This is a genomic window from Lactiplantibacillus sp. 30.2.29 (assembly GCF_018991255.1).
Classification (GTDB): domain Bacteria; phylum Bacillota; class Bacilli; order Lactobacillales; family Lactobacillaceae; genus Lactiplantibacillus; species Lactiplantibacillus pentosus.
The window spans coordinates 1-23,814 of the sequence record NZ_JAGYGU010000027.1 but is presented as its reverse complement, the minus strand read 5'-3'; the positions used below and the strand labels follow the sequence as shown (position 1 = coordinate 23,814).

19 protein-coding genes, 1 other RNA gene and 1 pseudogene are annotated in these 23,814 nt (G+C 47.5%); 4 read left to right on the top strand and 17 right to left on the bottom strand.

Features of this window, described 5'->3' with window-relative positions; genetic code table 11:
* The first annotated feature begins 54 nt into the window (after positions 1-54).
* Positions 55-426: a transfer-messenger RNA gene (gene ssrA, locus KGF65_RS13285) on the top strand.
* Positions 427-1,996: 1,570 nt separating this feature from the next.
* Here the strand turns inward: ssrA and KGF65_RS13280 are convergent.
* The 7 genes from KGF65_RS13280 to KGF65_RS13250 all read right to left on the bottom strand — a co-directional run bounded on the left by KGF65_RS13280 (position 1,997) and on the right by KGF65_RS13250 (position 8,004).
* Positions 1,997-2,557: an ECF transporter S component gene (locus KGF65_RS13280; RefSeq protein WP_021338366.1), complete on the bottom strand. Its 561-nt coding sequence runs from the start codon at positions 2,555-2,557 to the stop codon at positions 1,997-1,999.
* Between the two features lie 76 nt (positions 2,558-2,633).
* Positions 2,634-2,951 carry a hypothetical protein gene (locus KGF65_RS13275; RefSeq protein WP_101873168.1) on the bottom strand — a complete coding sequence of 106 codons (318 nt, stop codon included), beginning with the start codon at positions 2,949-2,951 and terminating at the stop codon, positions 2,634-2,636.
* A gap of 220 nt (positions 2,952-3,171) precedes the next feature.
* Positions 3,172-4,371 (bottom strand): MFS transporter, encoded by a 1,200-nt coding sequence (locus KGF65_RS13270; RefSeq protein WP_101873167.1) that lies wholly within the window; start codon positions 4,369-4,371, stop codon positions 3,172-3,174.
* A 93-nt stretch (positions 4,372-4,464) separates the two neighbouring features.
* Positions 4,465-5,220: an NUDIX domain-containing protein gene (locus tag KGF65_RS13265; RefSeq protein ID WP_101873166.1), complete on the bottom strand. Its 756-nt coding sequence runs from the start codon at positions 5,218-5,220 to the stop codon at positions 4,465-4,467.
* Between the two features lie 61 nt (positions 5,221-5,281).
* Positions 5,282-5,446 (bottom strand): hypothetical protein, encoded by a 165-nt coding sequence (locus KGF65_RS13260; RefSeq protein ID WP_003639271.1) that lies wholly within the window; start codon positions 5,444-5,446, stop codon positions 5,282-5,284.
* 747 nt (positions 5,447-6,193) lie between these two features.
* Positions 6,194-7,051, bottom strand: coding sequence for an alpha/beta hydrolase (locus KGF65_RS13255; RefSeq protein WP_225083271.1), 858 nt, complete (start codon positions 7,049-7,051; stop codon positions 6,194-6,196).
* Positions 7,052-7,110: 59 nt separating this feature from the next.
* Positions 7,111-8,004, bottom strand: a complete 894-nt coding sequence (locus tag KGF65_RS13250; protein WP_101874295.1) for a C40 family peptidase — start codon at positions 8,002-8,004, stop codon at positions 7,111-7,113.
* A 284-nt stretch (positions 8,005-8,288) separates the two neighbouring features.
* Between KGF65_RS13250 and KGF65_RS13245 the strand changes: the two genes are divergently transcribed.
* Positions 8,289-8,753, top strand: a complete 465-nt coding sequence (locus tag KGF65_RS13245; protein WP_050339468.1) for an Lrp/AsnC family transcriptional regulator — start codon at positions 8,289-8,291, stop codon at positions 8,751-8,753.
* A gap of 208 nt (positions 8,754-8,961) precedes the next feature.
* Here the strand turns inward: KGF65_RS13245 and KGF65_RS13240 are convergent, their stop codons facing one another.
* Together KGF65_RS13240 and KGF65_RS13235 are read right to left on the bottom strand one after the other, a co-directional pair.
* Entirely contained in the window at positions 8,962-9,183 is a 222-nt protein-coding gene (locus KGF65_RS13240; protein WP_101873164.1) for a hypothetical protein, read from the bottom strand.
* Positions 9,184-9,195: 12 nt separating this feature from the next.
* Positions 9,196-9,426 carry a hypothetical protein gene (locus KGF65_RS13235; protein WP_050339470.1) on the bottom strand — a complete coding sequence of 77 codons (231 nt, stop codon included), beginning with the start codon at positions 9,424-9,426 and terminating at the stop codon, positions 9,196-9,198.
* 223 nt (positions 9,427-9,649) lie between these two features.
* Here KGF65_RS13235 and KGF65_RS13230 point away from each other — a divergent pair, with 223 nt between their 5' ends.
* Entirely contained in the window at positions 9,650-10,843 is a 1,194-nt protein-coding gene (locus tag KGF65_RS13230) for a GGDEF domain-containing protein (protein WP_101873162.1), read from the top strand.
* A gap of 215 nt (positions 10,844-11,058) precedes the next feature.
* Here the strand turns inward: KGF65_RS13230 and KGF65_RS13225 are convergent, their stop codons facing one another.
* Both KGF65_RS13225 and KGF65_RS13220 read right to left on the bottom strand, forming a co-directional pair.
* On the bottom strand, positions 11,059-12,612 hold the full coding sequence (locus tag KGF65_RS13225; protein WP_050339473.1) for an ABC-F family ATP-binding cassette domain-containing protein: 1,554 nt from the start codon (positions 12,610-12,612) through the stop codon (positions 11,059-11,061).
* 90 nt (positions 12,613-12,702) lie between these two features.
* Positions 12,703-13,290 (bottom strand): GNAT family N-acetyltransferase, encoded by a 588-nt coding sequence (locus KGF65_RS13220; protein WP_003639279.1) that lies wholly within the window; start codon positions 13,288-13,290, stop codon positions 12,703-12,705.
* Between the two features lie 1,305 nt (positions 13,291-14,595).
* On the opposite strand from KGF65_RS13220, the gene KGF65_RS13215 reads away from it, so the two are divergent.
* Positions 14,596-14,976: a VOC family protein gene (locus KGF65_RS13215; RefSeq protein ID WP_225083252.1), complete on the top strand. Its 381-nt coding sequence runs from the start codon at positions 14,596-14,598 to the stop codon at positions 14,974-14,976.
* Positions 14,977-15,249: 273 nt separating this feature from the next.
* Here KGF65_RS13215 and nagE read toward each other — a convergent pair whose 3' ends face one another.
* From nagE to KGF65_RS13185, 6 genes and pseudogenes are all read right to left on the bottom strand, one after another.
* Positions 15,250-17,280: an N-acetylglucosamine-specific PTS transporter subunit IIBC gene (nagE, locus tag KGF65_RS13210; RefSeq protein ID WP_101873159.1), complete on the bottom strand. Its 2,031-nt coding sequence runs from the start codon at positions 17,278-17,280 to the stop codon at positions 15,250-15,252.
* Between the two features lie 189 nt (positions 17,281-17,469).
* Positions 17,470-18,394, bottom strand: a pseudogene (locus KGF65_RS13205) (ketopantoate reductase family protein).
* Between the two features lie 871 nt (positions 18,395-19,265).
* Positions 19,266-20,165 carry a DegV family protein gene (locus KGF65_RS13200; protein WP_101873158.1) on the bottom strand — a complete coding sequence of 300 codons (900 nt, stop codon included), beginning with the start codon at positions 20,163-20,165 and terminating at the stop codon, positions 19,266-19,268.
* Between the two features lie 148 nt (positions 20,166-20,313).
* Entirely contained in the window at positions 20,314-21,594 is a 1,281-nt protein-coding gene (locus KGF65_RS13195; RefSeq protein ID WP_216748527.1) for a homoserine dehydrogenase, read from the bottom strand.
* A gap of 34 nt (positions 21,595-21,628) precedes the next feature.
* A complete protein-coding gene (locus tag KGF65_RS13190) occupies positions 21,629-22,915 on the bottom strand; it encodes an O-acetylhomoserine aminocarboxypropyltransferase/cysteine synthase family protein (RefSeq protein WP_216748528.1) in 1,287 nt (428 codons plus the stop codon).
* A 2-nt stretch (positions 22,916-22,917) separates the two neighbouring features.
* Positions 22,918-23,787, bottom strand: coding sequence for a homoserine O-succinyltransferase (locus tag KGF65_RS13185; RefSeq protein ID WP_101873156.1), 870 nt, complete (start codon positions 23,785-23,787; stop codon positions 22,918-22,920).
* Positions 23,788-23,814: the final 27 nt, after the last annotated feature.

Here is a 23,814-nt window from a genome sequence, read left to right as displayed (position 1 = left end):
GACAGATTAGTTGGCAGAATCAACAGGCTATGCTAAACTAAGATTGTTGAATTTGGGGATGTTCTGGATTCGACAGGTATAGTTTGAGTTCGGATTGCGCTTCGTAGGTTGCGTCTACGTAAAAACGCTCAGTTTAAATTATAACTGCAAAAAATAATAACAATTCTTACGCTTTAGCTGCCTAATAAGCGCTTAACGTAGATCCTCCTAGAATCGTCCATGTTCTAGATCTGGGTCCTAAATTTAGTGGACTTACGCTCAAAGCTTCCACCTGGAGTTGCGAGAAGAGACTAATCAGGTTAGTCATTGCTGGGTGCCCTGTCACACGGCGTTTGTAATGATGAAATTCAAATAGTATGACTATGAGCGTAGATATCCGAGGGGCAATATGCTTGGACGCGAGTTCGACTCTCGCCATCTCCATTAATGAGTTTCAGGACGGTGTGACAAGCTCCAGAACACTTGTTATGTCGGTATTCATCAAAGCTATCTTAAACGGATAGCTTTTTTATTTTGCTTTGATTGCTCCACTATGACAACCATGGTTGGAGATGTTTTTTTACGTGCATGTCCTAACCGGTCGACATTGTCTTGATAATCTAGCCGTTTTGTCACCAGCACGATTAGTACCGCAACAACAAGCGTTGCGACTATGTTTGTGCGCCCTTTAATACGCCTCCCGTTCCTTGTCTCATATCGATGGACAACTACGACATTCCATTGTCCAGTTTTCAGCAACGCAACCTGACCATGATGGCCATATGATATGGTTTAAATTGTGACAAACGCTGGTCAATTAATGTTTTAATTTTCTAAAATAATAAAACTACTTCACATGTGATTGCTAATTTGTATAAAAGACTCATTCTAAAACACGACTGTGCAAAAACTGCACACACTGCTCGGACTATATGGTTTATAAACCATATAGTCCGAACAAGGAGTGCAAAATTTGCACAATAAATCAAATCAAATGGGTAAACTCCTTTGATCATGAAAAAGCTGACTCGCCATCACCCCACTATATCGCATGTATCCAACTCGTGACAACATTGAACGATTACTCATTCTAAAAGACATTGGCGATTCAATCCCAAATACAAGGATTGAATCGCCAATGTGTAAAGTATCCATATGGGCAGCTGACAAATTTGCCCAATAAAACAGTTGAATTAACTCCTAGCAATGATCATCACTAAATCAATCTACTAGGGTTGTCCAATCATTGCCGGTCGATAGTATCAGCGCTAAACTCAGTGACGCTATCATAGCAGCTATCAGGAGACTCCTATATATCACCACACCCCAAGCAAATCGCTTCGCAGAGACGATGGTAAAATTCTCGGCCGGTCTTTTTTCCCAATACCGCCGTATCGGAATTATCGTCAAATTATACTGCCGCCATACAGGGAGACATAAGGCACAGAAAAGTATCGCTCCCACCCACGGATAGCCTGCAGTAGCAATTATTATTTGTAACAAGAACATCATTTGCATAGCTGTTCTTAAGACTATATACCACAAGTACCTGTCCATTTCACGTCGACTTTGTAAGTGCAAATACACGCTTCTAGCAACTAATCGTGAATAAACATCAAAAATTGGTGCATCAATACGTATCTCCCTATGAAATAGCTTAAACAATATGGCACCAACTACGGTATAGATTGAAGTGACCATAGACAACAAATCTATAATAGCTTGAATGTACATTCGCTACGCTCCTCCTAAAATCAAAGATTAGTGTCAATCTGGTTACTACAACACTGCTTGAACGCCAGTATCTCAATTTACAATTATGGTCCTATTTATGAAGCAAAGTTGGACCTTTTTTTGCCTTTTATATGAATATTTACCCGTTATCCACAATCTGACCTGACACTTTACCCACTCACAACTCGAAAATCCCGTCTAACTATTATTGCCCATAAGAAGTGCCGAGCACAAAAAATCGCCATAACAGCAACTGCCATTACGACGATTTCCAAATTCTGAATTATAAACTTCCCAATCGGCGGCGATTGAAGCCCACCTGAGTAAGGATCCGATACAGTAATGGGACAAGAACCACACACGCCACCGCATTGATTGTCGCCGCTAGTAAGCTCGTAAACGACCCAATCATCGCAACTTTTAGTGTGGTTCCGACCATTAGCGCCTCGATAACACCGGTACACCAAGACGTGATGATCTTAGTCAATCCCGCCACAAACGAAACCCAGTAGAGCTTGGCCAAGCTGTGTTCCGTGTAGCCAATTGACTTGAAGCTTAAGTTGACCATTGCGGCCAGGATAATCGCTTCAATCACAGTTAACCAGGCTGTCGCCGCATAACCGTTCAAAATATCGAATAAGCCCAGTCCAATGGCCCCAGCTGCGGCCCCGTAGCCGAAACCTAGTAGCATCACGGCCAGAACCGTTAAAATATTGCCAAAGTGAATAAATGGCCGCCCGACGATTGCCGGTAACGGAATTCTTAAGACACTAATTCCAATGAAAATAATTGCGGCAAAAAGTCCGGTAAAGACTAACTTCTTTAAGTGTTCAGACCGACCCATTCATTGACCCTCCATTCTTACACATTATTTTATCATCTAATTTTAATACAAAATCGGACTGAATGATAGTCCTAATTTATTGAAGGCGTCTGGGCATCGCAATAATCGTGGCCTTGCTCGTCTTAGTTGCGCTGATTTGATAGGCCGCTGCTAATAAATCATACGCTGCCCGTGGCATATCATAGTCATGGCACAGCAAATAGTAGCCCAAGTCGACGCCAATCTGATGTGCGACCGCCACAGGATCACCGCTCTGATTAAGACGTTGCTGCGCCCGGGCTACTAACCGGGCCAAGACCACATTACTGCGAACGTCAATTGTCATACTTGCAAGTGCTAATTGCGCTGCCAACCGCTCCCTGGGTTGGCTTGCGCGTGCTTTTGCCTTCGCCATCTTCCTCAACTCCTCATTGTTATCATAGGAGTTTCGCTTCGGCTTGGCAACGAATGACACCCTCAAAACCGCGTCATGACAACCCTCAGTTACATTTCACAAAATGATTTATGTTCAAATTTCATTCCTAATCCAAGTAATTCGCGGTGCTGATTCAACTTGAATCAATACGTCAGTTTAGTTTACGAATTAATTTATGTTCACACCGACGCGTCGAACACTAGGCATCCTGGTCGGTAAGTCCCCAAATCAACACGACGATGCCAACGATCAAGACACCGACAAAAACCATGAAAATGGCTGGAATCGTGAAACCAATCGTCATCAAGGCACCAATCAGGAATGGGCCAATCGTTGCGCCAATTCGGCCGATCGACTGCGCACTTCCCATTCCCATCCCACGAATATCGGCTGGAAACTGCCCAGGCGTAAAGGCAATCATGATGCCCCACGCACCAAGGGTGAAAAATGAGAGCCAGGCGCCGCTAATAATGATCATCGTTGGATTATTGGCTAATCCGAAAGCGGCGGCGCTGACCATCGTGCCAATCAAATAGGTCGTTAAAACGGCTTTACGAGATACAACACCAATCAACCATGCGGCTAGGTAGTAGCCCGGTAATTGGGCCAAACTCATTAGTAGCGTATAACCAAAGCCGTGTACCAATGAAAACCCGCGTAATACAAGCACACTTGGCAGCCATAAAAACATGCCGTAATAGGTGAACATAATGACGAACCATAGTACGCTGAGGCAGATGGTCGCCCGCCGATGTGTTGGTGACCAAACTCGCCGCAGGGCTTCCCTGAAAGCGACTCGCTCAGCCGAGGGCGCCCCTGCTTCGGTCGTTTCCGCTGGTAAATGTCGCCGCAATCCTAACGCGTATAATCCCATTAGGGCCGTGATCAGAACAGTCAAGCGCCAGCCAATCATCGGCATCACTAGGAAGGATAGCAGTGACGCCGCAATCCAACCGATCGCCCAGAAGCTATCCACTAGCACTAACATCCGCGACCGTTGGGTACCACGATAATGGTCCGCAATCGTCGTGGCGGCAACTGGCAGCTCGCCGCCCAGCCCGATACCAGTGATTAAGCGCACCGCGATAAACCACCCCACGTTGGGCGTCACCGTCAATAATAAATTACCGATTGAAAATAATAGCAAGGTTCCAATCAAGACGGGCTTACGACCGAATTTGTCGGCTAAATAGCCACACCCCAAGGCCCCAATCATCATCCCCAATGATGTCACGGCGCTGACGGCCCCCAGTTGACCCGCTGTTAAATGCCAGCTTTGTTTGATGACCGGCATGATAAATGATAGTAATGCAACGTCGAGTGCATCGAACAGCCACGCCGTTCCAATCACCCATAGCAACTTATGACTCGCCAGTTGCTTGACACTTACTGTATTCATTAGACTTCTCCCCCATAGACCTAACCCGTTATCGGTTTTAGGTATTTTTTACCTTTAAAGGTGGTATAAAGGTATCACACCAATCAAACGGTGTCAACCGGCTGATTTGAGGCGATACACTTTGGCAGGCCGTCCAGATGAATGGGACTGGGCCGTTCCCGCCTCCACGAAGAGATGCGCATGGGTCTTACGAAAATTGGAATTGTCGATCGTCGTCACAGGACGGCGCCACAAAATCGCGTAGACCTCTCGCGCTTGCTTGAGTGTAAAGTGCGAACCGAGCACCAGTAAGATGGTCGGCGCATAATCCAGGCGATTGCGCACCCGTTGTAGCGCCGTCTTAATGATCAACGCATGGTCAGCAGTCAACGACGGCACTGGCGGGGTTTGTTGATAAAATTCCGCGGCACTCACAGCATCCGCCACACCTTTAAACGTCAACTCACCGGCCACCAAATCATCACGATCCTGGCGCGGTGTCACCGCAAACCACCGGACATCCCGTGCGCCATAGCCGGGAACGAGCTGCGGTTTGACAGGCAAATAGACCATGTAAGTCAATGCCAAGGACCGCTCATCTGGTACCCGCGCCACCGCGGTAAACGTGCCCAATTGTTCGGTATGGAATTGGGCTAATTGGACACCCAACTTCTCACGAACCAAGCGCAATGCCGCGGCATCCGCACTCTCATCAGCACGCAAGTAAGTCGTCGGCAAGCCCCAAGTTTCCTTAAAGGGTGCGTGATTACGCTGCAGCAGTAAAATCAGCAACTGCTTGGTCACGGGATCAAAACTCCAAATAATATTTGTAATACTGATTAGCGGTCGATTACTAACTGGCTGCGGCATGGTCGACTTCCTCCTACAAAAACGGCCACTGGCAAGTGCCGTGGCCGTAACGTTCATTATTTTAGTTAATGGCTTGCAACGCTTGAACGGTCCAGCCATTGATGGCGGACTTTTCAATAATTGCCTTTTTAATTTCCCAGACATCCGCCTTGATATAACGGTGTCGGGCGGTCATCAGTGGTATATCAGTGTAAACCTCTTGACCGCGATTAATGGTAACTCGCATTAAATTACATCCTTTCCTAATGCTCAGGAAATTTGTAAATAATTCTAATACTAAATACTGGGGCAAGTACGTGATACTAAAAATTAATTTATTCAAAGTCTGAGATAATTTAGTTCGACGTCGTGAAATCCCCCGAACCAGTAATTAACTTTAACATACCCCGTCGTGAATCGCTAACAGAACGACCGCGTTTTGAATTATTTTAAACTTCTTTAGCAAATGAGGGCGTTTACATTGCCTTGAATTCACAATGGCCTTACACTGAAGGTAACTTGATAACGGGAGGTTTTTACATGCGCAATTATAAATATGCAGTATACGGCGGCATCACTATCGTTTATTTAATTGCTTTATATGCATTGTATCACCTTATTCGACTGGCTTATATTCTCTTCTTGTTGTGACCCTGATCCAGTCATAGTCAATCGTTGCTAGTCGCTTGGCTATAAATCTGGACTGACGCCAGTTACGCTTCATCCAGATTTCATCAAAAAAATGACCGTTTCAAGAATGGACAACCCGTTCTTGAAGCGGTCGTTTTGTGACGAGACGCGCTATTTAGACAGCCTAATCTAAAACTGACGACCATTCCGTAATGTCAGAATGACCGTCAGTTTTTTAGGTGATCGCATGAATCACTTTGTTCAGTATCTTTATCCACGGCGCGTTAAGTGACCTGCCTAAGTATGAGCTGTAAGTCCCAACGATGTGAGCCCCAATCAAGACTTACTCAGACAACTGCCACCATCACCGATGCCACAAGTAACGGTCAACGGCTAAGGCAACGTGTGCGTTTTCGTGAAGCTGACTGTGTTGGGCGTGTTTACCATAAAAGTCTTTTTCAGTATAGTCAACACTTCGGCCCCGTAGTAAATACTTGATTGAGCGGGCCGATACGTTGGTGACCAAGCTATCCGAGTGGCTGCCGTCATTCAGCGTGCCGACAATATTGAGTAAGTGCACGTGGGTTGGGAAGTTGGTCCGTTTGGCCGCCAGCAACTCATACGCCGCGTGCAAGTATTTCGGTTGTCCAGAAGCTAGGAATGAGTTCTGATTGGCGACATCATCTTCGCCGACCACGCCATCAAACGGCCCAGCAATCGTGACTAATTTGTTGATGCTGGGAAAATCTGCCGTTTGCTTAGTCATGAGCATATTGACGCTAGCGACACACCCCGCCGAATGGGCCACGATATTATATTGCTTAAAGGCATGCTGTTGCTGAACCGTCGTGATGACCTTGGCTAACCAGGCACTCTGCTGATTGTACTGCGCCAGATTATTCTTAAACACGACCTGAATAATGGGATTGCGAACATGTCCCTGCCACTTACCCGTCAGCGTGACGGTGCCACTAGTACTGACGGTCGCGACGAGGACTTTATGCGCATGAGCCGTCTTTTCAGCATGCTTGATCAACGTATTGGTCGATTTCGCACTCCCTTGAAACCCATGGACATAAAACGTCGGGGTCGTACTATCAATGTAGGCTGACACCCGTTTTTGACTTGTGGACTGACGCGACTTAGTGTTCGTTTGTTTCGCTTGACTAGTGCAGCCCGCCAGGCCAAAGACTAACAACAGCGTCAGTAGCCACCACTTCATTTGTTTCACTTTGTTCGCCTCATCAATTGTTTATTTAACCAAATTTACGCCAGAACCAACTACCAGTTCCGCTTAATTGCCACTAATTCATCTTGGAGGTACGTCGTTGCCAGTTGCAAGTAAGTGACGTGCTTTCCAGGTGTTGGCGCGTGCAAGATCCAGCCGTCACCCGCATACAGTGCGACGTGGTGGACCGCACCCTGACCGTGATCATGGGCAAAGAAACACAGATCACCTGGCTGCGCGGCTTCCCGTTCAACGGCGACGCCCTTATCAATCTGATCCTGTGCATCCCGCGGTAATTGAATGCCCACACAGCGATGCAGACTGTACACGAAGCCTGAACAGTCAAAACCATACGCGCTGATACCGCCCCACAAATAGCGTAAATCTAGGAAAGTTTCGCCTAATCGAACTAGGGTCGCACCACGGGTCAAATTCGCGGTTTTGAAACCAAACTGAGTCGCTCGTTTGGCAACTTTAGCAACTCCAAGTGGCGTCTGAACCGTATAATAACGGTGGTCCTTACTACCAATCACTGGTAATTCTGTCCCCAAACTCAACCGTAGTAACGTCCGACCATCCGCTTTCAGTAGCGGTGTAAATCCACGACGAATCGTTACTGTTGGCCCAGTCTGAATCGGCAACGGGACCGTCGATAATTGTGCGGCCCAAATCCAGCCCGGATAACCCTGTAAATGATGGTCATCACGCTGACTCGCAACGTAGCCATACGCCCAGCCATCGACAAAGCGTTCAACTAAGAAGACATCATTAAAGAGTGCCTGTGTGACAATCCGGTTCTCACGTTCTAACTTCACCGTCTCCGCGTCACTAAGCTGTGCCAACCAGGCTTGCAGGCCCGCGTTAGCAATCGCCGACGTATCGATTGGTAACGTCCGCGGTTGGCGCCACACATTGGCAACCGCCGCCATAATTCGCGTTGTTTGCAGCTTCATCTTTTGTCACCCCATTTTTGATCATTCTATGTTTCATTATCCTATTTTTTCTCAGTGTACCACATCCGACTACCAGCGTCTTGAGCGATTACTTAACCTTATAAAGATTTTTATCGCTAACAGCAGCACCCATTATCAATGGTTAACTTTACTGGCAATTATTACGGGTAAACCACGTTAAGAAGCTATCCTTTCTGTAAAAAGTTCACCGTAAATATTAAAAACAACTGTGAAAGTATGCTATGATACTAATAATTACTTTAGGAGGCGTTTTGACGATGGATAAGACCGATTTGAAGATTTTGAACGCCTTACAGGCCGATGCACGCATCTCGTTAAAAGCACTTGCGGACCAGTGTTTCATCTCCTCACCCGCAATCTCCGCGCGCATCACCCGCCTGAAAAAGAGCGGCATCATTCGTGACTATCAGGCCAATCTGAACTATGAAAAATTAAACTATCATATTAAAGCTTATATTCAACTCCAACTTGAACCGACCCAAAAAGAGCGGTTCTACCCATTTGTCGCTGGAATTCCCAACATTCTCGAATGTGACTGTGTGACTGGTGAATATTCGCAAATTTTGAAAGTCATCTTCGAATCCACGCAGGCGCTCGACGAATTCGTCAACCAGTTACAGACCTTTGGTAAGACGAGCACCCAGATCGTCTTCTCCACTAGTGTTGCCAACCGCGGGCTCCGTTTGCCTGAAGACCAAGATGTGGATAGCGACGAACAATAAGTACTGACTGTGTCAATTGAACTTGATTAAAGCAAGAGCCGTCGCTTCGATTAGAAAAGAAGCGACGGCTCTCTTATTTATACTGACCATCAAGCGACTGGTCGGCCCCCAACTACTGCTTTATCAGCGCGGTAGCTATCCAAACCAGTCTGGTGTGGATTCAGTCTAATTTCATGTCATCAGCATTGACCGCAAAAAGCACTCAATGTTAAGCCCAATTCAACAATCGAAAAATAGCGTGGGCACTCGTCACCTGATAACGTTGCTTCAAGTGCTCCAAGCCAACATCACAACTGACTAGTAATCCCAGTCCACCGACGACTCCGACCCACAACCACGTCCCTAGCCAATGAGCCATGATGAGACAAATGAGCGTCGAAATTGCGCCCACTAACATGCCAAGCGTTAAACTCACAAACCACCGTCGCATTGCGCACCTCCATTAGGCAAATCGATTCATCATATAAATAACGCCCATACCAATGACCCATAACGCGGTCAATGGCATTAAGGTCAATAATCCAAATTGATACCAACAGACGACTGTCATGAATAGAATTTCGATACTATGAACCAAAATCAACAATTGAAAATAACTTCGGAAAAGCCACTTGATGCCAATACTGACTAAAAAGCCGATTCCCAGCACGCTATAAAACATGCCATGCACCATGATGCAGTCCCCCCTCAAGCACTGTTAATTGACCAAACTTACAAGTTCAGTATGCCGAATATCGGTAGAAATTATCACCATATTAATGTAAAGAGCATGTTATATTTTTGTAAAGATGTCCAAATAAGCTTCAAACCTGACAATCAGTGGTTAACAGTTACCTGGGTTACATGTTATGATTAAAGGACAAAGCAATTAAACGCAATGATTATGGGGGCACACTGTGTTACAACTATTCACACTATCCAGCCTAGGACGAGATTTTTTCAATATCAAAATGTTGATTATTGTGCTCATTACGATTGGTCTCATCACTTTAATGACCATTCTGACCTACGCGCTCGAACACCAAGTTAACCAGCACCAAGCACCAACCTGGCGTTATCTGGCTCACGGCACCGAAGCAGTCAGCGTTCTCGTCAGTATGATTTTGTTACGCCAAATTTTTATTACCTTAAATTCCGGCAGTGTGATTAGCTGGACTTATGCGACCGTTCAGCTGACAGTACTCTTGTTTAGTTTGAACACGATGCGCAACCTGGCCGTGGAAGTCATCAACATTTTGATGCCACTTTTCATCTACGGACAGGCCATATGGCTCGGACATACCACCCAATACCTACCAGTCTTCATGGTCATGACGGTGATTTTGATCGGCACCGTCATTTATATCGCTCACAATTACCAGGCTTTGATTGCCAATCAGTGGAAATACCTGGGCTTTCAAGTGCTGTATAGTGGCACGTGGTGGGGCGTGATCTGGTCGTTTCATCCGTTCAAACTGACCCACACATTGTTCATTATTTTAGGTTTCATCGTCTATATGTGGCTCATCCGACTTGCAGTGCGTTGGACTCAGAAATTTTTCGACGAGGTCCTCACCTTCGATCACCAAGTCAATTATGATGAGCTGACGGGCATCCGCAACCGCGCCAGCTTCGATACCAGCGCTCAAGAAGTCTTTCGAGTGTACCAGCGTCGCAACATGGGGCCGGTCACCATGGCGATGTTTGACATCGACCATTTCAAAAATTTCAATGATGAACACGGCCACTTGGCAGGCGACGCCGTGCTGCGGCACGTCGCGAAATTTGTTGATCTACAATTGAAGCAACGAAGTACGCACGGGCAATTATTCCGTTACGGCGGCGAAGAGTTTATCATTATCTTTCGCGGCATGCCTGCGCTTGAAGTCGGTCAAGTCATGCGAACGATTCAGCGGGAACTTGCTGCCGAACCACTGGAATTTGAAGGCAGCACCCTGGCCGTCACCGTCTCAATCGGCATCTCCGAATTACAAACAACTGACCACAGCTTCACCGATTGGTTTGTCCGCGTCGATGACTACCTCTATCAATCCAAACAAGCGGGCCGCGACCGCACAACGGTGGAGAATCGGTTGCTGACGGATAGTTAAGTGATGAATGGGATTTGCAAACAAAAAAATAGGTTCTTCAAGAATTGGCTGATCAATTCTTGAAGAACCTATTTTCATTTAGCCGCAACCGCCAATCGATGCTGACACATTGGCGCGGTTTGTCTTTAATCGCCAGTGAACAAACACGCAGACGTGCTTATTAAACGACCGCACAAATTCCTGGCCAAGCTCGTAAATCCTACACAGCACTAGTCTTAGCCCTGCCGTTCCTTCAAGCTCAGTTTTTCGACGTTTAATTCCTTATCGACCCAGCCATTGACGAAGCTGCTTTCGTGGCTAACCAAAATCAGGTTACCAGGGAAGGCTTGCAATGCCCGCTTCAGCCCTTCCTTGGTCTCATCATCCAAGTGGTTGGTCGGTTCGTCCATAATCAAGAAGTTGCTAGGAACTAGCTCGAGCAACGCCAACTTAACTTTGGTCTGTTCGCCCCCGCTTAAAAGGTGCATGGGTTTCATGGCGTTGGCGGCGTTGATTCCACATTTGGCAAGCTTTGTCCGAATCGTTTTCGGCAACATCGTCGGATATTCGTTTTGAATCGTTTGTAACGGCGTCAACTGCGGGTTATCCCATTCCAAGTCTTGGTTGAAATAGTTGATTTTAGCCGATGGTGAGAAGTTGGACTTCCCACTTAAAGCTGGAATCACGCCTAAAATCGACTTGATCAGCGTCGATTTACCGACCCCGTTGAAGCCTTTAAACGCCAGCTTTTCGCCGTTGGTCATCGTAAAGGTCACTGGTTCCAGCAATGGTTTACCGTAACCAACGGAGAGTTTCGTCACACTCAACGCGTTTTGCGACCCAGTATCCAAATAAGGGAATGAGAACTTCGCGTGGACGTTTTCACTCGGCGGATCGACCCGTTCCATATGCGACAGCATCTTCTCCCGCGACTTGGCCATCGTCGACTTCGAGCCGGCTTTGTTCTTACGAATAAACTTCTCTGCCTTTTCAATCACAACTTGTTGCTTTTCAAAGGCCTTCAATTGCGCTTCCTTGCGTGCTTCTTTTTGCCGCATCGCAGATTTAAAGTCGCCGCGATACTTGATGATCTTCCCAAACGCCACGTCGCAAATGCAATTCGTGACTTGTTGCAAGAAATCATAATCATGGGAAATAACCATGACGGCCCCATCAAAGCCATTCAGATAGTCTTCCAACCAACTGATATGAGCGGTATCTAGATAGTTGGTCGGTTCGTCCAAAATAATCACATCCGGATTCTCGAGCAGCAGCTTGGCCAAGATAATCTTCGACCGTTGTCCACCAGACATCTCACTGATGACGTGGTCGCGGCCGATTTCGTCCAAGCCAAGCCCGGTAATGACCCGTTCCATTTCAGTTTCAATATCATAAAAATTATTGGCTTCCAACGTTTCTTGAATCCGGCCGGCCTTTTCCAAGAGTTGGTCGTCCATCTTCTCCGCATAGTCCGCGTACAACTGTTGCATCTGCGCATCCAAGTCGTATAGTCGCTGGAAAGCCGTTTTCAGAAACGCATACAGCGTCATCCCCGCAGGAATATCGGCATATTGGTCCAAATACCCCGTGCGCACGTTGCGTTGCCATTTGATTTGCCCGGATAATGGCAAGATTTGACCCGTTAGAATCTTGATCAGGGTACTCTTCCCCGCCCCGTTTTGGCCCACGATTCCCATGTGGTCCGCGCGTTCTAACGTAAAATTGGCATCTTCATATAACTTCCGGTCCGCAAAGCTTTGCGATAAATCCGTTACTTCTAGTAAAGCCATGTTAGTTTCAACCTACACTTTCATTTTGTCCCGTACTAAAACAGGCCCCGTTACGTCACGAGGCCCGTTGCGATAAGTGGCTTCTACCGATTAGGCGAAGACCAATTCCTTATCTAGTTCATATTGCATATGGAAGTACATCCGATCACCGATAGGCTTAATCCCTACCGTCTCATAATGGTAGCGGTCATAGAGCTTCTTCGCTCCTAAGTTTGCCATATCCACGTTCAAACCGATTCGTTGTTGTCCGGCTTGACGAGCATATTGTGGTAAGGCGGCCAGTAACTTGCCACCAATCCCATGACCCTGATAATTCGGGTCGACCGCAATCGAATCCAGGTACCATTCGTGCTCATAACTTTCAGCTTCAGCTTCAAATGCTGAACCAAACGCATCATTATCCGCGGTGACCCGTGCTAACACGTCATCAACCGCGTCCTCATTTTTGTCAGGATAACCAAACGCTACCCCAACCACTTGACCATCGGCCTCGGCCACCACCGTCGTCGCTTTTCCGGACAAATAATCTGGTGTCCTGTACGCGGCAGTAATGGCCTGCTCTAAGTCAGGTTCAGGAATGTCGTCTAGTTCCTCAAGTTGCATTTCATCAAAAATCATATTAATTAGCGGTGCTATCTGGCCCGCGTCGTCTTGATCGGCTGGTCGAATTGTTATCACGAATAGCCCTCCTTCTTATTGTAATCTCTACATTACTATGAAACGTCAAGGTTGTCAAAAGTCGAGTCCGCTGGGAACGGTTACAGATGTCACTTTCTGTGAAGGGGGTATTTTGCTTATGCGTTGTGCTGGTTAATTTATCATGAATCATGATTAAATCATGCCGGTTTGGATTACTGTTCGTCAGCCGGTGATCTCCTATTCCGGCTTCCGGGGCTGGCTGACAACGCTGGAACAGGGCGGACATCGATTTGAACTCACGCAGAAACCCACTGCGCAATTTCAAATACGAGTCTTCTTCTAGCCCGGGAAACCCACCCGGACAAGAAGAACTTCGCCCTTGAGCATTGTCAGCCAGCCCCTCCAGTCGGGAACCCGCTCGAATGGCGGATAAACGGCCACCTAACTGGGTGTAATTGACCGCTGAATATTTAGTGACTGGACCTTCAGGCAAGCTTTCAATCGGTATTGATGCTGAATTATGGTACTTGGTTACTGAGAAGATTACCTGAATATTATTCGTACATCTTAATACCACTAATTTCAATGGTGACTAGTCGTGAATTTAGCCAATCCAATAGCCCGCACTCAGAATTCAAGATTGTTATCTCTGGCGACTGGAGAAAGTTCTGACAGTTGGGTGAAGCTGCGTGTCCGAAGCATTTGATCATGAGTAGAGCATTTAGCAATTGTTAGAAATAAGTCTGACAGTTCAATATCAAAATTCCCGTGTACTTATGGAACCAACGACTAATCCAATAAAAGGTTGAGGACGCACATGTCTGCCTTTCGAATACCATCCCGGCTGGAAGGTGTTTCTGACAATGCTCAGCGTTTTTCACAGTGTGAGGTTCAGACGGGTTGGGACTGAGGATTAGCCTAGCTAGCGCGTTAAGCGGTGAATTTCCGCTTGACGTTCTGGCGTAGCTAACCGGAAGTCCCAGTCTGACCCGAACACGTTTCGTCTATATTGCAAAAGACGTGGAAGACCAGTATTTAAGACGTGGGCTTTCGGCTTAAATCTGTGTCCATCGCGTTCCAGCGTTGTCAAAAATGCCTGAAAGCCGGACTAGGAAGCATCCACCACAGCAAGTTTACAGTAATTCGCACTGTTTCCATCGGGTCTCAGCTGGCAGCACTTGACCTTAGAAAATAACATGATTCATGACAACTTAACTAGCCCAATGCGTTTAATTTGGCTATTGCCGCATCCCACCCGTTTGGGTCAATAGCCACCCGCAATGCGCATGGGCGCACAATCGTGGTATACTGGAAAACGAATTTATTTTGAAGGGATTTGAGTTTGTGAATATTCGCGACATTGATCATATCACCCTAACCGTCACCGATATCGCCCGGTCATTGCGGTTTTATCATGAAGTGTTCGACCTGCCGATCGTGACCTTTGAAGATGACCGGCAAGCGGTCCTCGTTGGCAAACAAAAGATTAATTTTGAAACGGTTGCCGCACCCCACCAACCGGCAGCGGCAACGCCCACACCCGGAAGCGCTGACCTTTGCTTGATTGCCAAAGATAACTTAGACGATATTCAACACCACCTCAAGAGCTATTTCGTGGATATCGTCGAAGGCCCCGTTGAACGCACTGGTGCCCACGGTCAACTCACTTCACTGTACGTCCGCGACCCCGATAATAATCTGATTGAAATCAGCAACTACCGCTAAGTTCGGTGGTTTAGAATTTAAGGCTAAAACTAACGCCAAGTGACACCGGTTTATTGTAACCAGTGTCGCTTGGCGTTTTTAGCAGGATCAATTTTGGACGCAATCCTCGTCATTCGGATTAATATGCCGTCTAATCTCAATTACTTCCAATCAACGTACGAAACTAACTCACGGACCCGTCTTCACCCGTGCTAGTCACGCCGGTCTAATTGCCCCTAAAAATGCCGGCCAAATCAAACACGATTTAGTCGGCATTTTATCATTTCATTTATTTTATTCAGCAGCGCCAATCAAGTCGCCACTAGTGACGTGGCCCTTTGGATTGAGCGTCAGGTTCGTGACATGATCCATGTTCGTAATAACGACCATCATCGTCGTGGCCTTGCCCGCAGCTTTGATGGCGGCCAAATCGACCGTCGCCACGGCGCGTCCAGCTACCAGTTCATCACCAGCAACAACGTGTAACGTAAATGGTGTCCCATTCATTTCGACCGTGTTGATTCCCATATGCAATAGGATTTCTAGGCCACTAGCGGTCTTTAACCCAATCGCATGTTTCGTCGGGAAGACACTGGTGACTGTCCCGCTAACGGGCGCCACGATCTCGCCATCTTCTGGTTCGACAGCGTAGCCATCACCGAGCAACTTACCCGCAAAAGTTTCGTCCGCAACATCACTGATGGGCATCAATTGGCCAGTCGCTGGCGCATGGAGTACCGTGGTTACTGGCACCGCCTCGTTATCAGTTGCGGCTGAATCGTCAGATACCGACTGGTTCGTTGCCACTTTTTCATGTTCTGTAGTCGCTGTGGCCGATTGAACAGCCACCTGACCGCTAAATAATTGCTGTAATGCTTCGGCAACGAACTGCACTTCGGTCCCGATGACGATATGGATGTTGTGCACATCTAACACGTTCAGTCCGGGAACCCCAGCTGCCATCACAGCGGGTTGGTCAACTTGGGCAGTATCTTTTAATTGTAAACGTAAACGGGTCGTACAATTATTAATGACACTAATATTATCATGCCCACCAATCGCCGCATAAATTTGTTTGGCCTGACGCATGTACTTATCGTCCGTTGCAGCCACTGCGACGGACGGCGTAGTCGCGTGATCTGCGGTGGTTCCAGCCGCCGTTGCATCAGCGCCAGCAGTCACTGCTTCACGACCAGGCGTCCGCAAGTTGAACCGTTTAATGGCAAAATCAAAGCCAAAGTAGTAGATGACTGCCATAACGACCCCTTGAACTAACAACATATAAGGTTGGTTTGCTAATGGCATCCGAAAACTCAGCAAGTAGTCGACCAAGCCACCACTAAAGGAAAAGCTAGCCGTCCAATGCATCAACGCCGCAAACCCGAGCGACAAGCCCATGAAGACGGCATGCAACAGGTACAGTGGCCAAGCAACGAACATGAACGAAAATTCAAGTGGTTCCGTAACCCCAGTAAAGAATGAGGCGAAGGCCCCTGCCAGCATCAGTGAACCGACTTCCTTCTTGCGTTCTGGCCGCGCATTGCGATAAATCGCGTAGGCACCAGCTGGTAAGCCGAACATCATGATTGGGAAGAAGCCCGCTTCATACATACCAGTGATCCCCTTGACACCATGGCTGGCCCAGAAATTACCAATATCATTGATCCCCGCTACGTTATACCAGAACACTGAATTCAGTGCGTGGTGTAGGCCGGTCGGAATCAACAACCGGTTGAAGAAGCCGTACAGACCGGCCCCCACAAAGCCCAGTTTGGAAATCCCCGTTGCAAACAACACGATGGCATCATAGACGAACGGCCAGACAAAGTATAAGGCCGCCGTGACAATCAACATCACGAAGGCTGCCATAATTGGCACCAATCGTTTGCCACTAAAGAACGACAAAGCCATCGGAAGCTTGACCTCGTGGAAACGATTGTACAGTGCGGCCGCAATCAAACCGGCACTGATTCCAATCAAGACGTTGTTATCTAGCGCGGAAAACGCCGGATTGATCTGGCTCGCCTTCACGTTCAACATCGTTGCTAGTGTCGCTGGTTTTAACACCGTCACCGGCACTTCAAATGCGATCAACCCAGCAATCGCGGCTGCCCCGTCCTTATTAACTGACATCCCAATCGCCAGCCCGACTGCAAACAGCAAGGCTAAGTTGTTCAGGACAACGTCGCCACCCTGAATTAAGTAGTTCGCAAACAGCCACTGCTTCGGGAGATAATTCCCAATCCCGACTAGAATCGCTGCTGCGGGCAACGTTGCAATCGGCAGCATTAACGACTGACCGATTTTCTGAAAATATGTCTTCATACCAATTTCTCCTCAATCTCTTTTTATGCACGCTATAAATCCTATCACAACATGTTTTCATTGCAAGTTTTCTCGAAGCAATTAGTGTATAGACCAATATGAAAATAACCGTTTTCAACGTGATGAAATTAAGTTTGTCGGCGCACAAAAAAAGTTCTGAAAGTTATCAGAACTTTTTCATTAATATTCTTATTTTTCAGCAACCGGTACTTCTGGATGCCGGTATTGACGCATCATTTCTGCTAAGTGAACTTCATGGGTCACAAATTCGTGAACCCGGCAGACATAGTCATGTTCCCGACCGATTTTTGCAATATAGCCGTTGATGTAATCAACTTCGGTTGGCCGTCCCTTTGAGAAATCTTGATACATTGACGGGTAATGGTACTTATAAGCCCGACTGACCGTTTCCACGGAATCGATTTCTTCTTGACGCGTTTCAATTAACTTGATGCCCGCGCGTTCACAGGCATCGTAGGCTTCATTGAACATCTGAGTGGCCATATCCTTAACGCCTGGATATTCAATGAACTGGCCCATTTGGATTTCAAACATCGTACATAAGCTGTTGGTGACCGCGTTGAAAACGACCTTCGACATACACATGCCCATAAAATTATCAGACCAAATTGGATTTAAGTTGGCTGCTTTGAAATCCGCCATCGCTTGACGGGTCGTTTCGTCGATTTCGCCTGCATACTTACTCATATGCATCGCTTCACTGCCTTCAGGGCCCATGAAGTCAACGTCAGCGGGTCCATTTAAAACGGTCGCAATCATGGCAGTCCCACCGATGATATGGTCTTCAGGGAAATATTGGGCAATTTTTTCGAAATGTCCCATCCCATTCATGGCCGCAAAGACGTACTGGTCATCATGGAAAATCGGTGCATCTCGTTTTAATTCATCGGCTAGCTGCATTTGCTTTTTGAAAATGATCCAAACATCTGGATGGCCTTGGTATTCTTCTGGATAGTAGATGTTGATTGGAACCACGTGGCGATTTTGATGGTCACGTGCGACCGTGACACCACCCTGTTCACGCACCCTTTTCAACGTTTGGTTCCCACGTATCGATAAAATCAACGTCAACACCGGCGTTTTCTTGTAACATCACGCCATACCGATAACCCATTGCACCTGCGCCAATAATGCCATATTTCATAAGTAAAACCATCCTTTCGTGTTGCCACTATGTGTTTACTGCCAGCTGTTCGTGAGCTGAATACTTCCAATCACGAACGTTATGTGTTCAGGTTCAAATCCACCTGTAAGATTAATGACGAGCCTACTTAAAGCCTCATCAAATGAATATGTGTGACGACCTATGTGTCCCAATTTTAGGACAATGCTTGTGAACTATGTGAAATTGCTATGTGTCTCAACCTGGCACCTAGTTGTGTGCCCGTTGATAAAAATTAAAACTATGTGTTAACTTGATGAAAAAAGCGCCCTCTGAATAATCATCACTTAGATTATCCAGAGGACGCTTCCACGCGGTACCACCTCATTATTTAACCGAATTCACATTCGATTACTCAGCGCGTTCACAACAACTAAACGCGTGCACGATAATGGGTGCTCCCAGCGAACCTCGTAAAGTTCACGCCAACCTTTTAGCTTTCCACTCGTTGTCATCACACCTTCACAGCTCCCGGTGCTTTCTGCGCATCACAACGTGCTTACTCCTTAAAACGTTTTGGCTTTTCATCAAGTTTTAATGTTATAACCATAATGCCATTCCAGCTAAATGTCAACCTTATTTGAAAACTTTTTTCTGTAAACTTTGAAAATCGTCGAAAAAGCAGACTGTTTCGTGACAGTCTGCTCGTTTGATTTTAGGGGTGTAGTTTAAGGCCAGCTGATATTCAATGGGCAACAGCGTATTAGCGTCCGTTCGTCTGTCAATCTGGCAGTTTACCGACGATCGGGGCTGGTGGACTTATGACGACTATCAGCTGACGCACAAGTATCCGATTCTGACCCTAATCCCCTTGGTTCTCCTGATTCAGTGCAGTTAATAATGGTTTCCAATCCAGTGACCAGATCATACCCAGAGCGTGGTCGCCGGTTAAGACGCCGAGGACTGGACCAATCGTTCCCGTTTTGACCCGCACAGCTGGGAATTGGTAACGTAATTCACTCGCCCAGTCTTCAGCGATTTGCTCGTCGTTAGCGCTGATCACATCCAGACGCACCGGCAATTGGCTGGTTACGACGAACTGTTCAAACTCATCTTGGACGGCTTGTTGGGCGTTTTTCAACGTTCGTTCCTTACCCATCAACTGAATCTTGCCATGTTCATTCAACGTGATAATCGGCTTGTTGCGTAACACCATCGTCCCGGCCAAACTACTATTGTTGTAGATTCGCCCATTTTTGACGAGGTGCCGCATTGAATTAACGATCAAGACCGTTGTCGTGGCGGCGCGTAACCGTGTTAATTGCGTTAAAATATCAGCCATGGAATAGTTAGCCAAGGCCATCGCCGCCGCTAGTTTGACCATATTGGCCGTTCCAGCACAGGCGGTCCGTGAATCAAAGACCTGGACCTCAACACCATCAACGGAAGGCGCATACGTTTTTAGATTATTGATCCAGCCACTGATCCCACTGCTGAGGCCAATGACTAAAATCTGGTCATAACCAGCCGCTTTCAACTGATCGAACACCAGCTGCATTTCCGGCATCGAAATCTGTGAAATCGTCGGAATTTCCTTTTCAACTTTTAGTAATCGATAAAATTGGTCCGTCGTAATATCAACATTCTCATGATAAACATGATTGCCAAACATAATTGGGTCGTTGACCACCGTGATCTGGTAGTCTTTGATGGCCTGTGCGCTTAGGTCAGCAGAACTTTCTGTCACCACCGCAATTTTCATAATTTCACTCCTCATCGTGCCGAGTCAGCACTCAACACGTCCCGCTGACATTGTGCTCAGCGTGTCCATCTTCTATGGTCGAGCCATAGCAAATTAGCGCCAGAAAAAAGACGCTCAGATACAGTATACTGTACCTGAACGTCTTTTTTCAAATCGCAACATGAACAGGGGTTGTAATCGCATTCTTCGTTGTTGCTGGCCACCGAACCGTTCCAGCAATCGGCACGAGCGTCACTTGCACTTGACACGCGATTTGTTGCCGTTGGCGTGCGGTCAATGCGTTAAGTCGGAGACAATCTGGCGCAAGTGTTTGAAGCGAGAAATCGACTTCATTAGCGTAAACTTGTACCGCACTCACTGCTTTAGCTCCGACGACTAAGTAATCTTGTGGCAAATCTGCCAAATTGGTGACAGCGCCCTGATTAACTGGCAGCGCGGTGTTGACCGCTGACTGTCCATTCACGAGATGCTGGGCAGCCACAATCACGTCGTTCAAGACACTATTGGCCGTGGCGGTACTGCCAGCGCCCGGCCCAGTGTAGAGACTCGCGCCGATGGCATCACTTTGAACAGCGATGGCGTTTTGAACACCCGCAATTTCACTTAGCGGTTGCGTTTGTGCGACGGCCACTGGAGCGACCCGGCAATACAGCTGTTGATTATGCTGGTAGGCCTGCGCCAGAAGCTTAATCTGCCACCCGTGCTGTGCGACCGTTTGGCAAATCGTGGCGGATAATCCCGTAATGCCAACTGGTGCGACTTGTTGAAAGGTCAGTCCTTGTCCAAAGGCAAACCGGCTCAGAATCATCAATTTATAGGCCGCGTCAATGCCACCAACATCATTAGTTGGGTCGGCTTCCGCATAACCAGCTGCTTGTGCGGCGGCTAACGCGTCCTCGTAAGTCTGACCAGCCGTCATCGCACTTAAGATATAGTTGGCCGTTCCGTTGATAATACCGTCAACCGACTGAATGTTATCGGTTGCGTAACTATCCGTTAAAGTCCGCAAAATTGGAATGCCACCAGCGACACTCGCTTCATAAAATAAATCACAATGTTGGCGCCGCGCTAAGGCTGTCAATTCTGCCCCAGCAGTCGCAATCAAATCTTTGTTAGCCGTGACGACTGACTTGCCCTGGTTTAGCGCCGCTTTGATGGCGGACTTGGCCGTTGCGACCGTCCCCATGACTTCGATGATCAGTTGGATTCGTTGGTCACAGACCACATTTGTCAGTGAATTCGTCAAACGCGTCCCAATCGGTAGTTTAACGGCACGGGGCGCGTTCAAATGATTCACAGCAACTGCTGCCAGGTGTAATCGAATCCCCTGCGTCTGCTCGATTTTTCGTGCTGCTTGGGTCAATCGTTCGACGACACCGCTACCCACAGTGCCTAAACCTAACATGCCCACTTCAATTGTTGTTGTCATTGTACACGCCCTCCATTTCTACCGTGCGATCATCTTAAACTTGTGCCAACGCCTGCTTTAAATCAGCGATCAAATCATCCGCATTTTCCACGCCCACTGAGATCCGAATCAAATCTGGAGTCACACCCGCTGCCAGTAACTCTTGCTCATTTAATTGCGCGTGAGTCGTCGAAGCTGGGTGAATAATCAGAGACTTGGCATCCGCAACGTTGGCCAGTAGTGAGAACAATTGTAAGTGTTCAATCAGTGCCTTGCCCGCTGCTTCGCCACCTGTCAGGCCTAACGTGAAGATGGAACCGACCCCGTGTGGGAAATACTTCGTTGCTAGGTCATGGTACGGACTATCTTCAAGTTCCGGATAGTTGATCCAAGCGACCTTGGGATGGTCTTTCAAAAAGGCCACGATTTTGCGGATATTTTCCACGTGACGTTCAACCCGCAGTGAGAGTGATTCCAAGCCTTGTAATAATAAGAATGAATTGAATGGACTAATTGTCGCCCCAGTATCACGTAAAGTTTCGGCGCGAACCTTGGTGGTAAAGGCACCTCCACCCAAGTCAGCGAAGACTAAGCCGTTATATTGAGGGTCCGGCGTCGTGAAGTCCGGATACTTGCCACTAGCACGCCAGTCGAACTGACCGCCTTCAACGATGACGCCACCCATTGTCGTCCCGTGACCACCAATAAACTTGGTTGCTGAATGGACGACCACGTCCGCGCCGTGTTCGAGCGGCCGCACAAGATAGGGTGTGCCAAAGGTATTATCAACGATGAAAATAATACCGTGGTCGTGCGCGATTTTACCAATCGCTTCAAAGTCGACTAAGTTAATGCCCGGATTGCCAATGCTTTCAACGTACAATGCTTTGGTATGTTCATTGATGGCCGCTTCAAAATTAGCGGGTTCATCGGGGTCAACGAAATGGGTCGTAATCCCTAATTTTTTCAAAGTCACGCTGAACAAGTCATAAGTCCCACCGTACAAGGTGTTGGCGGCCACGATTTCATCGCCCTGTTGTGCAATGTTTAAAATAGCGGCGGTGATTGCAGCTGAGCCGGTCGCAAGCGTTACCCCGGCCGTCCCGTGTTCCAGTGCCGCGACCCGTTTGTCGACCACGTCCGTCGTTGGATTGGTCAACCGGGTATAAATATTACCGGCATCGGTCAAGGCAAACCGTCCGGCCGCCTGCTTTGCGTCCTTAAAGACGTATGAGGTCGTTTGATAAATCGGAACGGCGCGTGCACCAGTCTCGTCAACCGTTTGACCGGCATGGACTTGTAACGTTTCAAAGTGATAATTTTCAGGATTCGTGTTTGTCATAATTAATAACCTACTTTCGTTAAACTCAGAGTTGCCAACCAATTTTGATAAAAGCGATTGCTGGCAGTTCGCCAACTGTAATCGACCGTGGTCAGCTGTGAATCGGCAAAATAATGTTCAGGTAACTGAATTGGTAAGTGTTTGCGCTGGTCGCGGAAATATTCGTCAGCTAACGTCTGTTGTTCGTATTCCGGATGGCCGGTAACGTAGACCGCGTGTTGTTCTGGCGCCGTCAAGATCAGTGGCCCCACCTCGTTATTCTCAGCGACCACTTGTAGTCCAGCTGGAGAACTGGCGGGCAACACCAATTCAGTGTGGCGGGATTGTGGCATTTTCAGTAAGCCTCCCGCACTCAAGCCGCTGATCAATGGCGACTGCACATCCGTCGCGGTGGCGGCATAAATTCCGAACACCTTGTGACCCACCCGTTGTTTCTGGATACCAAACTGTGCGTAGAGCCCGGCTTGTGCGGCCCAGCATTCATACAAGGTCTGACCAACGTGAGTTTGCGCCCAGTCAGTAATCGTCAGAAATTCCTGCCAGTAATCGACCGCTTCAAAGTCAATCGTTTCGACTGGCGCGCCCGTAATAATCAAGCCGTCAAAATACTGATCAGCGACATCCGCCAAAGTGACATAATTTTGGGCAACAACCTGCCGTGGCAAACTCTTGAAACGGTGACTGGCGGGATACATGAACGTCACTTCAACATCGGTATCGCCCGCTGCGAGTCGTTGCAAGAACTGCCGCTCAGTCGATAACTTCGTCGGCATCAAATTCAAAATCAATAACCGCTGCGCTTCAGTTGTGGGTGCCGTTTCTGCCCAAGCACCGCGGGCCTTTAATAATCCATTCGTGACTGTGACTGTCATGTAACCTCTTCCTCTCTGATGTAAACC

What these genes read in the sequence shown, in the direction of transcription:
- KGF65_RS13280 (WP_021338366.1), bottom strand. Translation starts at nt 2,557, where the DNA reads ATGGGTCGGTCTGAACACTTAAAGAAGTTAGTCTTTACCGGACTTTTT.
- KGF65_RS13275 (WP_101873168.1), bottom strand. Translation starts at nt 2,951, where the DNA reads ATGGCGAAGGCAAAAGCACGCGCAAGCCAACCCAGGGAGCGGTTGGCA.
- KGF65_RS13270 (WP_101873167.1), bottom strand. Translation starts at nt 4,371, where the DNA reads ATGAATACAGTAAGTGTCAAGCAACTGGCGAGTCATAAGTTGCTATGG.
- KGF65_RS13265 (WP_101873166.1), bottom strand. Translation starts at nt 5,220, where the DNA reads ATGCCGCAGCCAGTTAGTAATCGACCGCTAATCAGTATTACAAATATT.
- KGF65_RS13260 (WP_003639271.1), bottom strand. Translation starts at nt 5,446, where the DNA reads ATGCGAGTTACCATTAATCGCGGTCAAGAGGTTTACACTGATATACCA.
- KGF65_RS13255 (WP_225083271.1), bottom strand. Translation starts at nt 7,051, where the DNA reads ATGAAGTGGTGGCTACTGACGCTGTTGTTAGTCTTTGGCCTGGCGGGC.
- KGF65_RS13245 (WP_050339468.1), top strand. Translation starts at nt 8,289, where the DNA reads ATGGATAAGACCGATTTGAAGATTTTGAACGCCTTACAGGCCGATGCA.
- KGF65_RS13240 (WP_101873164.1), bottom strand. Translation starts at nt 9,183, where the DNA reads ATGCGACGGTGGTTTGTGAGTTTAACGCTTGGCATGTTAGTGGGCGCA.
- KGF65_RS13235 (WP_050339470.1), bottom strand. Translation starts at nt 9,426, where the DNA reads ATGGTGCATGGCATGTTTTATAGCGTGCTGGGAATCGGCTTTTTAGTC.
- KGF65_RS13225 (WP_050339473.1), bottom strand. Translation starts at nt 12,612, where the DNA reads ATGGCTTTACTAGAAGTAACGGATTTATCGCAAAGCTTTGCGGACCGG.
- nagE (WP_101873159.1), bottom strand. Translation starts at nt 17,280, where the DNA reads ATGAAGACATATTTTCAGAAAATCGGTCAGTCGTTAATGCTGCCGATT.
- KGF65_RS13200 (WP_101873158.1), bottom strand. Translation starts at nt 20,165, where the DNA reads ATGAAAATTGCGGTGGTGACAGAAAGTTCTGCTGACCTAAGCGCACAG.
- KGF65_RS13195 (WP_216748527.1), bottom strand. Translation starts at nt 21,594, where the DNA reads ATGACAACAACAATTGAAGTGGGCATGTTAGGTTTAGGCACTGTGGGT.
- KGF65_RS13190 (WP_216748528.1), bottom strand. Translation starts at nt 22,915, where the DNA reads ATGACAAACACGAATCCTGAAAATTATCACTTTGAAACGTTACAAGTC.
- KGF65_RS13185 (WP_101873156.1), bottom strand. Translation starts at nt 23,787, where the DNA reads ATGACAGTCACAGTCACGAATGGATTATTAAAGGCCCGCGGTGCTTGG.